Origin of the sequence: Roseateles sp., from assembly GCF_031397715.1 — a bacterium.
Lineage (GTDB): Bacteria > Pseudomonadota > Gammaproteobacteria > Burkholderiales > Burkholderiaceae_C > Paucibacter_A.
Genome location: NZ_JANNMI010000078.1, coordinates 1 through 11,286, shown reverse-complemented (window position 1 = coordinate 11,286; position 11,286 = coordinate 1). Strand labels below are relative to the sequence as shown.

Below are 11,286 nucleotides of genomic sequence, written 5' to 3'. Positions count from 1 at the left end.
GCGTAAAGGCTTGCTCAATCCATGCGAGATCGGGGCCGTAAGTGGACGCTATACCGCGTCCGAGCACATGTAGCAGCTCTGCCTTCATGGCGGGCAGTCCAATCCAACACAACTCGTTGGTTTGTATTGCTTGAACCAGGGGCACAACGCCGGGGTTCTTGAAAATCAGCCAATCCATGATGACCTGGGTGTCAATGACGACCTTGATAGGCGCCGCAGCTGGGCTTAGTTGTAGCAAGTTGGGATTCGATTCCATGCGCTTTGATGTTTGCTAGGCTAGAGCTGGCCGGGGCCTAGATAGAGAGGTGGGGCGGCGATCAAATGGCAGCCAGCGGCGACAGTGTTTTCCAATCCAGGTTTGAGCCTGAAGCGGGCTCAAGACGGAGCGATGGGCTGCGCCGTTGTATCGGAAAGCGAATCGCGAGTTTAAATGGCGGGTGGCCCTGAGACTCAGGTCGTCAAAACGCTGCAGCACGCGACAGATGTGGGCGTAACGCTCAGCGCTGCGGGGCACCGTGCCGCTGTCGGCATTGCACTCGACTTCAGCACTGTCGCCATCCCCAAAGCCTCGGTTCAGGCTGATGCCTCATTGGACAAGGCTGGCACTTGGCGATTGCCGCCTAGCCTGTCAATATGACGTCATGATGACAATCGACGTCTCAACTTGGTGGTCGCTGTTGTGCGCGGTGGCCTTGTTCAATATCGCCGCTTGGGGCTTGTCATCGCTAGCGCTGCACAAACGCCAGGCGCTGCTGCCGCCCAAGGCCTATTCAATGCGACGGCTGCAACTGCTGCTGTCGGCCGGCTATGTGCTGGGCTGCGCCTTCCGCTCGGCGCTGCCGGTGTTTGATGTGCCGCGCCTGTGCTTGCTGGACACCTGGTTGTCCAGCGTGGTGGTCGGCCGCTCGGTCGCCACCATCGCCGAGTTGTGCTTTGTGGCGCAATGGGCCTTGATGCTGCACGAGGTCTCCAGCAACGCCCAGAGTCGCGTCGGCAAGTTAGCGTCGCTGGCCATCGTGCCCTTGATCGCGGTGGCCGAAACCTTCTCCTGGTACTCGGTGTTGACCACGTCGAACATCGGCCATGTGGTGGAGGAGTCGCTATGGGGCTTGACAGCCGCGCTGCTGGTGGTCAGTCTGATCCTGGTCTGGCCGCGCTTGACGGCCAGGCAGCGGCCGCTGCTGGCCGCCTGGTGCTTGATCGGTGTGGCCTACGTGGGCTTCATGTTCATGGTCGATGTGCCGATGTACTGGTCGCGCTGGCTCGCCGACGAAGCGAGCGGCCGCGCGTATTTGAGCGTTGCACAAGGCTTCGCCGATGTGTCGGGCCGCTGGACCGTCTCACATGCGCTGCATGACTGGCAAAGCGAGATGGGCTGGATGACGGCTTACTTCAGCGTCGCCGTTTGGCTCAGCATCGCGCTGGTGCATGCGCCGGTGGCGCAGGCGCGCACCGAAGCGGCCTGATCAAAAGCCCGCAAAGCAAATCACCACCAAACCCAGCTCGCGCCGCAAGACATGACCCTGCACCTGCAAGCCAACGTCGCCCAGGGCTGTTGCAGGGGGAACGGAATCGACATGCCGACGCTGAACAAAAAGGCCGGGAAGGCCGCCTCGACAAAGGTCGTCGCGTCGACATCGGCAGGCCGAGGGGCCCGGGCAGCAGAAAGATCGGCGGCTGCGAACCGACCGCAGCCGTCCATTCGGCAGCGTCTTTTTGTCCCGTAGCTGAACTATCGGCCTGCAAATCCGGCACCAACTGTCCTGGCTGGGGCCGATGCTCGCTTGCCGCCGCCCTCTGCCGCCCGGGCTCCTGGCACCGCATGCCATTCGTTGACGGTGAAGGGCAGTGGGTTGCCGGTGATGTCAAAGATATTGCGGCCAATCAGATGGGGGTCGGTGCGTAGCATCGCCAAGGTGCTTTGACTGGCCTCAAGTGTCTGCAAAGCGGTCTTTGGATTTGCTTACGGAACCATCAAGGTTTGCTCAAGGTTGAGCACCTTGGGACGCAGGTCGAGGACAAACCCTGGGGGCAAAGAAACGCGTGTCAGCAGCCCTGCTTAGCGCCCGGCAACACCTCGAACTTGGCGGCCGCGCGTTGGTAGAAATCAATCCGCCGCGCCACCTGCTTGCCGGCATAGGAGTCGGCCGGCTGCCCGCATTCCAGCGCGCCGTTGATGCTGCGAATGGTTTCGCCAAAGCCCGCGCCGCTGACCATGGCCCGGTGCGGCGTCATGCTGCCGGGGCCGTTCTGGTTCATCCAGTACCAGAGCGCGGTTTGCCAAGCCACCTTGGGGTCGCGCGCGACGCGGTCGGGGTCGGCCCAGAGGTCCAGTCCGATGGCGCGTCCGGCGGCCAGATATTGGTAGTTCCAGGACAGCTGAATCGGCCCGCGGCCGTAGTACTGCTGGCCCGGCGCACAGCTCTGACCGGCTTCCAGGCTGCAGTACTTGTCGTGATTGGATTGGTTGTACTCGCGCACCGCCTTCAACTCATCCGACTCGTGCGCGATATTGGCCAGAAAGGCAGCCATCTCCTGGCGCCGCTGCGTGGGTGTGCCGGAGCCTGCGAACTCCGGGAATGAGCGCACCGCCTGCACAAAACCATCGTAAGAGTAGAAGCTGATGCGCTGGGGAAAGAGCAGCTCGAACTGCGCCTGCGTCGGCAGGAACTGGACCTCACTGGGCGTTTGCTTAGCGCAAGCGGGTAACAACGCTGCCGTTGCGGTCAACAACAGGATCCGGCTCGTTTGGGTGCTTATGGACATCGGCATTCTCCAGCGGCGAAATGATCTGCGAAACGGCTTGAACTATCCCGTGTTTTGCCGTCGCGCTGGCTCAAGAATTCCTCAAGTTGGCGCGAAGGCGACTGGCTGGAGCAACTGGTGTTTGATGCGGTGGTGCTGGGTCTGACCATCGTCGAGCGGGCCGCGGCTTGTGCGTCCGGCTGTGATTCAAAGTTTGACCGGACAGCCATTTTTGTTGGCACGCTACAGCGGCAGCTCGGTGTAGTAGCGGCCGCCGTGATAAATCAAGGGCTGAGCACCCTCGCGCCGGCTGCAGCTTTCAACCTCGCCGACAAAGATGACGTGGTCGCCTTCCTCGTATTGGCTGCGGTTGGCGCATTCGAACACCGCCGCCACGCCCTCCAGCACCGGTGCACCACCGGCACCCTCGCGCCATGCAACGCCGGCAAAGCGGTCGATATCGCGGGTGGCGAAGCGCTGCGCCAACTCCTTCTGATCGGCCGCCAGGATGTTGATCGCGTAATGCGAGCCACGGCTGAAGACCGGCATTGAGCCGGCTTTCTGACCCAGGCTCCAAAGCACCAAGGGCGGGCTGAGCGAGACGGAATTGAAGGAGTTGGCGGTCAGCCCCACCAAACTGCCATCGGGCGCTCTTGCGGTGACGATGGTGACGCCGGTGGCGAACATGCCCAGGGCGGCGCGGAAGCCCTGCGGATTCAGGCTCAGGCCTGGGACGGCCAAGCTGGGGTTATGAGTAGGGGTCGATTTCGGCATCCGGCATTGTTGACCAAAAATAGGCCGCAGGCTACGCGCACCACCAGCACCTGATGGCCGATGCCCAGCAGGCCGGTCAGGGCCAGACGAGTCAGCATGGCGCGCTGGCTTGGCCGCGCCACCACCCTGGTCGCAAGTGACGCTGAACTTCAGCGGCACCGCCAAGTCCTTCGATCTGACCGAAAGCGCCGGCCAGAGCATCGGCTTTGACAATATCTTGGCCGTGCCCGCAGCCAGCTCCGCGCTGATGCTGTTGGCTGGCGGCTTTGCGCTGCTGGGTCTGACACGCCGCCGCCGCGGCTGATCGCAAAGGGCCTTGTTGATCAGGCCAGCGCCGGCAGTCCGCCCAGCACTTGCTGGAACAAGGCCTGGTAGCCTTCTTCCGGCGCATGGCCGGTCAATGGGTCGCGGTTGGCCGCGAAGGCCTCGTCCAGGTCAAGCCAGTCGTCGGCGCTGAATACCTGCAGCGCCAGCGGCAGGATCTCGCGTTCCTCGGTCTGCATATGGGTGAGGTAGGCACGCACATAGCGTTCGCACATCAGCTCGAAGGCGGCGCGGCGCGGCTCGCCCATCATCTCGAAGGCCAGCAGCGCATGTTCCAGATCGCGGATCGCGCGCTCGCCGCGCAGATGGTCTTCGTCCAATCGGTCCAGCACGCCGCGAATCTCGGGCGCGCGGGCGCGCAGCTTGGGGAAAAGCAGCTCGGTTTCCTTGGGGTGATGCAACTTCGCTGGGAATTCGTCGATGTAAAACAGCATGGCCCGCAGCGCCGCGAAATCCGCAGCTGTGGGCAGCGTTTGGCGGTGGCGCCACAGTTTCAACATCTGCGGCACCGAGCGCAGCATCTCGCGCAGCGCCGCATGCTCTTCAAGAATAACTTTGATCGTCAGCGGCTCTCGGTTCATGTTTGTCTCCGTTGTCTCCGGCGCTCATCTGTCGCGGCAGCTTGTCACGAATCGCGTGCCCGAGCTTGCTTTGGATCAAGGGTTTTGGCCGGCCTGTGATTTAGTCTTGCGGCCCCGCAACGGGCGCTGCGCGTCGGCCAAGTAAAATCCGGCGTTAACCCGAAACTCCAGCTCCTCAAGCTCATCAAGCCATGGCAACTCTCGCTGCAAGCAACCCCACTTTGATGGCCAACGCCATTCGCGCATTGGCCATGGACGCCGTGCAGCAAGCCAACTCCGGCCACCCTGGTGCGCCGATGGGCATGGCCGACATCGCCGTCGCGCTGTGGAACCGCCATCTGCGCCACAACCCGGTGAACCCGCAATGGGCCGACCGCGACCGCTTCGTGCTGTCCAACGGCCATGGCTCGATGCTGATTTATGCGCTGCTGCATTTGACCGGCTACGACCTGCCAATGGACGAGCTGCGCAACTTCCGCCAGCTGCACAGCAAGACGCCGGGCCACCCGGAAGTCGGCGTGACGCCGGGCGTCGAGACCACCACCGGCCCGCTGGGCCAGGGTCTGACCAATGCGGTCGGTCTGGCGCTGGCCGAGAAGATGTTGGCCAAGGAATTCAACCGTGACAAGCATGCGGTGGTCGACCACCACACCTATGTCTTTATGGGTGACGGCTGCCTGATGGAAGGCATCAGCCACGAGGCCTGCTCGTTGGCCGGCGCCTGGAAGCTCAACAAGCTCGTCGCCATCTATGACGACAACGGCATCTCGATTGACGGCCAAGTCGCACCCTGGTTTGCTGACAACACCGCCCAGCGTTTCGAGGCCTATGGCTGGAACGTGATCGGCCCGGTCGACGGCCATGATATCGACGCCGTGGACGCCGCGATTGCGCAGGCCAAGCTGAGTACGTCTAAGCCGACTTTGGTGATCGCCAAGACCCATATCGGCTGTGGGTCACCGAACCGTGCCAACACCGCCAAGGCGCACGGCGAGCCGCTCGGCGCTGAGGAAATCAAACTGACCCGCGAAGCGATCGGCTGGGCCCATGCGCCGTTTGTGGTCCCTAAGGAGGTCTATGCCGGCTGGGATGCCAAGGCACAGGGTGCCAAGCTGCAAGCCGGCTGGGACAAACGCTTTGCCGCTTACGCCAAGGCGCACCCCGCGCTGGCGGCCGAGTTCACGCGTCGCATGGCGGGTGAGCTGCCTGCAAACTTCGCGCAGAACGCGGTTGACGCGGTGATCGCGGCCCACACGCAGGCCGAGACCGTCGCCAGCCGCAAGGCCAGCCAGATCGCCTTGGAAGCCTTCACCGCCGCCGTGCCCGAAATGCTCGGCGGCTCGGCCGACCTGACCGGCTCGAACCTGACCAATACCAAGGCCGCGACCGCCTTCCGCCTGGAAGCGGACGGTAGCGGCAACGGCGGCCGCCACATCAACTACGGCGTGCGCGAGTTCGGCATGGCCGCCATCATGAACGGCATCGCCCTGCATGGTGGCTTCATCCCTTACGGCGGCACCTTCCTGACCTTCAGCGACTACAGCCGCAACGCCATCCGCATGGCCGCGCTGATGAAGCTGCGCGTGATTCATGTGTTCACGCATGACTCGATCGGCCTGGGCGAAGACGGCCCCACCCACCAGTCGATTGAGCATGTGGCCAGCCTGCGGCTGATCCCCGGCCTGGACGTCTGGCGTCCGGGTGACACCGCCGAAACTGCAGTAGCCTGGACCATGGCGCTGGGCAATGCCAGCCGCCCGAGCGTCTTGGCGCTGAGCCGCCAGAACATCAGCTACGCACCGAAGAAGGCGCTGGACGAGATCAGCAAGGGCGGCTATGTGCTGGCCGAGCCGGCTGCGGTCGGCATCAAGAGCAAGGCTGTCGCTGTGATCATCGCGACCGGCTCCGAAGTGCAGTTGGCGATGCGCGCGCAAGAATTGCTGGCGCTGGACGGCATCGGCGTGCGCGTCGTGTCGATGCCGTCGACCAGCGTGTTTGACCGCCAAGACGTCAAGTACAAGAAGGCTGTGCTGCCCGAAGGGCTGCCGCGCGTGGCGGTGGAAATGGGCGTGACGGACGGCTGGTGGAAATACGGCTGCGCGGCCGTCATCGGCATCGACACCTACGGCGAATCGGCGCCGGCGCCGGTGCTGTTCAAGCATTTTGGCTTCACGCCGGAGAATGTGGCGGAGACGGTCAAGGTGGCGCTGGGCAAGAAGAAGTAATTGGGTGAATGAGTAAATGAGCAAACGGGGTGCCCACCGCACCCTTTTTTCAGCGCTTTTGCAATTGTTTTTTTGGAGACTCTCAAATGACGATCAAGATTGGAATCAACGGCTTCGGCCGCATCGGCCGCATGGTGTTCCGCGCTGCCATCGCAAACTTCAAGGAAATTGAAGTGGTCGGCATCAACGACTTGCTGGAGCCCGACTATCTGGCCTACATGCTCAAGTTCGACAGCGTGCACGGCAAGTTCGACGGTGAAGTTTCGGTCGACGGCCACAACCTGATCGTCAACGGCAAGACCATCCGCCTGACGCAAGAGCGCGACCCGTCCGCCCTGAAGTGGAACGAGGTCGGCGCCGACATCGTGGTCGAGGCGACCGGCCTCTTCCTCGACAAGGCCAGCGGCGAAAAGCATCTGGCAGCGGGCGCCAAGAAGGTGGTGTTTTCGGCGCCGTCGAAAGACGACACGCCGATGTTCGTGTTCGGCGTCAATCACCAGACCTATGCCGGTCAAGCCATCATCTCCAACGCTTCGTGCACGACCAACTGCCTGGCGCCGTTGGCCAAGGTCTTGAACGACAAATGGGGCATCAAGCGCGGCCTGATGACGACCGTGCACGCGGCCACCGCGACGCAAAAAACCGTCGACGGCCCGAGCAATAAAGACTGGCGCGGCGGCCGCGGCATTCTGGAAAACATCATCCCGTCCAGCACCGGTGCCGCCAAGGCGGTCGGCGTGGTGATTCCCGAGCTGAACAAGAAGCTGACCGGCATGAGCTTCCGCGTGCCGACCTCCGACGTGTCGGTGGTGGACTTGACGGTGGAGCTGAACAGCGAAGCCACATACAAGGAAATTTGCGCCGAGTTCAAGGCCCAAAGCGAAGGCGCTTTGAAGGGCGTGCTGGGTTACACCGAAGAGAAGGTCGTGGCGACCGACTTCCGTGGCGACCCGCGCACATCGATCTTCGACGCCGATGCCGGCATCGCGTTGGACAGCACCTTCGTCAAGCTGATCGCCTGGTATGACAACGAGTGGGGCTACTCGAACAAGGTGCTGGAGATGGTGCGTGTGATTTCAAAATAAATCTCTGGTGTGCCGGACCGCCGCCGCGCAGCGGCTAGCTCGGGCACCCACTGATTGAGCGGGTTTGGTGTGCCGGACCGCCGCCGCGCAGCGGCTAGCTCGGGCACCCACTGATTGAGCGGAGCGGGTTGCGACACGAGCAGAGGCCTCGCTTGGCAATCAAGCAAGGCCTCTTTTATGTCCGGTTTGTCTCGAACAAGCGGACCACGCTTGCCCTTCTTTACCTCTGACGCCTGCCGGGCCGAACTAAACTGAGCGGGATATGCGTCGCGCGGGCGGCGCGCCCTGTTCGGAGTTGATCGGCCATGAAGTACCAGATGCTTGTTGTTCTGTCGCTGCTGTTGAGCAGCGTCTTGCCGACGCTCGCCGCTAACACCACCACCACCACGGCTGACGCCGCGAACGACAACGCCCGCGTGATCGTGCGCTTCAAGGCGGCTGCGCCCAGCGTGCGGGCCAAGATCATGTCGGCCAAGGAAGGCCGGGCCTCGGCCCAAGACATCGCGCAGACCCGCGCCACCGGTTTGGGGCTGCGCACCGGCGTCAACAAGGGCGTGGTGAGGCTGGGCGCTCACCGCAGCTTGGACGAGCGCACCCACGTCATCACCGCGCGAGGTATCGACTCCGCCAGTTTGGTCAAGCGCTTGGCGCAAGACAGCGAGGTCGAAATGGTGGTCGTCGATCAGCGCCGCCGGCATACCGCCGTGACGCCGAATGACCCGCTTTATGCCGGTTTTGGCGGTGTTGCGCCCGGCGCTGGCGTCAATGGCTCGGCCAATGGTCAGTGGTATTTGAAGGCGCCGGCCGGCGAGGTGGTGTCCAGCATCAATGCGCCGGGCGCTTGGGATAGAACGACCGGCAACAGCTCGGTGGTGGTGGCGGTCTTGGATACCGGCGTGCGCAAGGATCACCCTGATCTGGCTGGGCAGTTCGTGGGCGGCTACGACATGATCAGCAATGACGCGACCGCCGCCGACGATTTGACCGGACGGGACAGCGATGCCTCAGACCCCGGAGACTACGTCACCCAAGCCGACGTCAATAGTGGCGCCCAGGGGACTGGCTGTACCGCCGAAGACATTGGCAATAGCAGCTGGCATGGAACGCGCGTGTCCGGCCTGATCGCCGCCAGCGGCAACAATGGCCAGGGTATTGCCGGGGTAGCCTGGGGTGTCAAGATCCTGCCGGTGCGCGTGCTGGGTAAATGCGGTGGCTATGACTCCGACATCATGGCCGGCATGAAATGGGCGGCCGGCATTGCCGTGCCCGGTCTGCCGACCAATCCGAATCCGGCCAAGGTCTTGAACCTGAGTCTGGGCGGCACCGGCACCTGCAGCGCCACCGGCTCGGGCACCTATCGCGACACCATCAACCAGGTCATCGCCACCGGCGCCATCATTGTTGTCGCTGCCGGCAATGGAGTGCCAGACACGGCTAGTCTCCCGGGGGGAGGGGTAAATGTCGGCTTGCCTGCCAACTGCCCTGGGGTGATTGCCGTAGCTGCATTGCGCCACATCGGCAGCAAAGTCGGCTTTTCCAATCTTGGCCCGGAAGTAGCCATCGCTGCGCCAGGCGGCAATTGCGTCAATCTGAGTGGCGCTTGTTTGTACACGATGCTGAGTACGACAAACAGCGGCGTTAAAACACCTGTGCTTGCAGATGCGGCTTACAGTAATAACTCCAGCTCCGCAGTAGGTACAAGTTTCTCGGCCCCAATAGTCGCTGGCACAGTAGCGCTAATGTTGTCAGTTAGGCCCTCTCTAACTCCGAGCGAAGTTTTGGCATTTTTGAAAAGCACGGCACGACCATTTGTTTTTAGTGGTGCTGCGTTGGGCAAAGTGGAATGCAAGGCAGGTGACATTGCAGCTCCACAGGATGAGTGTTACTGCACCACCAGCACCTGCGGCGCCGGCATGCTGGACGCGGCGGCAGCGGTGGCGGCGGCATCGGTCAAGTCGACCCAAACCATCAGCTTCAGCGGGCCGGCCGACCAGGTGCTGGGTGGCGGCGCTGTCACTTTGGTGGCCAGTGCCAGCTCGGGCCTGGCGGTGGGCTACGCTTCGGGCACCCCGGCGACCTGCAGCGTCAGCGCCAGCGCGGTGAGCTTGCTGGCGGCGGGCACCTGCACGGTGACGGCCAGCCAAGCGGGCGACAGCAGCTTCGAAGCGGCAGCGCCGGTGTCACGCAGCTTCACGATCGCGGCGGCGCCGGCCCCGCTGCCGGTGGCCGAGAGCGGTGGCGGCGGCGGAGCTTTCAGCAGTCTGTGGGTGGCAATGCTGGGCTTCTCGACTTGGCTCTTGCGCCGCTCGCGATCCAACACTTGACGCCTTGATCCCTTCCATCCCCTTCATCCTGGCCAAAAGTTCTTTTGAGCCCTTGCTTAGTAATTTCCAGACAAGCCGAGCGAAGAAGAAAGCAATCTGAGCCCGGATGGAGGGGATGAAGGGGATGGGTGAAGCAGCCCCAGCACGGTGAGCTTGCCGGGTGTCGGCACTTGCCCGCTGACCGCAGCCCAAGCGGGCGACGCCACGACTGCCTGATGAAATCAGCCTCGCAGCGCGTGCGGGGACGCCGTTAGCTGTTTTTGGGGTCGGTAGTATTTGCGTTAGCTTGGTGGAAACACGCTGGTGCGATCGACGTAGCCAGCGCTATCGTCACGACCGTGGCGGCGTGGGCTGAGTTGCAGTTCCAAAGCCGGGTGCCGTAGTTCAAGAGGGCGAAAGTTCCTCGAACTTTGAATCAGGGAGGTCTGTCAGATGAATCAAGCAACAGTTCTTGCTCAAGGCGCTTTGGCGCGTGGATGCTTGGGTTTTACGCTTGCCCTGTGCTGCTCGGGGCCGGTGCATGCGGTCAATATCATTGACGATCAGGATGCAGCCAAGCCTTTGCAATGCCTGACCAAGACTGCGCCGCCCCCGGTCTATCCCGAGCGAGATTTGAGTTTGCAGCTGAGCGGCAATGTGCGCGTCAAACTGAGCTTTGGCGCGGCTGACCGGGCACCTGATGTCGAGATTCTGAGTCGCCATGGTTCAGACGAATTGGTTGATGAAGTACGGCGTTATTTGCGCGGCTATCGCTTGCCTTGCTTGACCGCCGGTCAAAAGATTGACACGGTGCAGGAATTTGCGTTCAGCCCCAAAGGCGGGGAGCCGGTGCATTGGAACGATATGCGCTACGTGGCACAGCCGGCGAGTGCCAGCTTGATGGCTTGCCTGCGCACACCGGCCGAAGCGCCGCGCTGGTATGAAGACAATCCGCTGGCGAGCAACATCAAGAAGCCAAGTTCCGGCAATGTCTTGCTGCATATCCGCTTCGTCAAGCCGAATGCGCCGCCCGAGGTCAAGATCGCTTACAACAGCAGTTCGAAGAGGATGGCTCAGATGGCACTGGACCACGTTGATGAATACCGCTTGCCGTGCCTGCCGGAAGACGCCCGACCCGTGACGATCGAGCAGTTGTTCAACTTTAGAGCCTCAAGCCGCAGCCACGATTACGTGCTCAAGGACAGTTCTTTGATGGCCTTTCTGGGGGCGGTCAAGGACGTCGACAAGC

9 protein-coding genes and 1 pseudogene are annotated in these 11,286 nt (G+C 62.5%); 6 read left to right on the top strand and 4 right to left on the bottom strand.

Annotated features, from left to right (window positions below; all coding sequences use genetic code 11):
• Nucleotides 1-256, bottom strand: a pseudogene (locus RMO57_RS03485) (PIN domain-containing protein); the annotation flags it as partial.
• Between the two features lie 385 nt (nt 257-641).
• On the opposite strand from RMO57_RS03485, the gene RMO57_RS03480 reads away from it, so the two are divergent.
• The gene (locus RMO57_RS03480; RefSeq protein ID WP_310384258.1) at nt 642-1,466 is read left to right on the top strand and encodes a hypothetical protein; all 825 of its coding nucleotides are present in this window, start codon (nt 642-644) and stop codon (nt 1,464-1,466) included.
• Between the two features lie 580 nt (nt 1,467-2,046).
• Here RMO57_RS03480 and RMO57_RS03475 read toward each other — a convergent pair.
• Both RMO57_RS03475 and RMO57_RS03470 read right to left on the bottom strand, forming a co-directional pair.
• Complete coding sequence (locus tag RMO57_RS03475; protein ID WP_310384256.1) at nt 2,047-2,766, bottom strand: chitinase; 720 nt, start codon at nt 2,764-2,766, stop codon at nt 2,047-2,049.
• 222 nt (nt 2,767-2,988) lie between these two features.
• Nucleotides 2,989-3,519, bottom strand: a complete 531-nt coding sequence (locus RMO57_RS03470; protein WP_310384254.1) for a flavin reductase family protein — start codon at nt 3,517-3,519, stop codon at nt 2,989-2,991.
• A gap of 109 nt (nt 3,520-3,628) precedes the next feature.
• On the opposite strand from RMO57_RS03470, the gene RMO57_RS03465 reads away from it, so the two are divergent.
• Complete coding sequence (locus tag RMO57_RS03465; protein ID WP_310384252.1) at nt 3,629-3,823, top strand: hypothetical protein; 195 nt, start codon at nt 3,629-3,631, stop codon at nt 3,821-3,823.
• Between the two features lie 19 nt (nt 3,824-3,842).
• Here RMO57_RS03465 and RMO57_RS03460 read toward each other — a convergent pair whose 3' ends face one another.
• Entirely contained in the window at nt 3,843-4,424 is a 582-nt protein-coding gene (locus tag RMO57_RS03460; RefSeq protein ID WP_310384250.1) for a hemerythrin domain-containing protein, read from the bottom strand.
• A 191-nt stretch (nt 4,425-4,615) separates the two neighbouring features.
• Here RMO57_RS03460 and tkt point away from each other — a divergent pair, with 191 nt between their 5' ends.
• The 4 genes from tkt to RMO57_RS03440 all read left to right on the top strand — a co-directional run.
• A complete protein-coding gene (gene tkt, locus RMO57_RS03455) occupies nt 4,616-6,649 on the top strand; it encodes a transketolase (RefSeq protein ID WP_310384248.1) in 2,034 nt (677 codons plus the stop codon).
• Nucleotides 6,650-6,735: 86 nt separating this feature from the next.
• Nucleotides 6,736-7,734: a type I glyceraldehyde-3-phosphate dehydrogenase gene (gap, locus tag RMO57_RS03450; RefSeq protein ID WP_310384246.1), complete on the top strand. Its 999-nt coding sequence runs from the start codon at nt 6,736-6,738 to the stop codon at nt 7,732-7,734.
• Nucleotides 7,735-8,039: 305 nt separating this feature from the next.
• Nucleotides 8,040-10,058: a S8 family peptidase gene (locus RMO57_RS03445; RefSeq protein ID WP_310384244.1), complete on the top strand. Its 2,019-nt coding sequence runs from the start codon at nt 8,040-8,042 to the stop codon at nt 10,056-10,058.
• A 432-nt stretch (nt 10,059-10,490) separates the two neighbouring features.
• Nucleotides 10,491-11,286, top strand: a 796-nt coding sequence (locus RMO57_RS03440; protein ID WP_310384242.1) for a hypothetical protein, incomplete at its 3' end; no start/stop codon positions are given.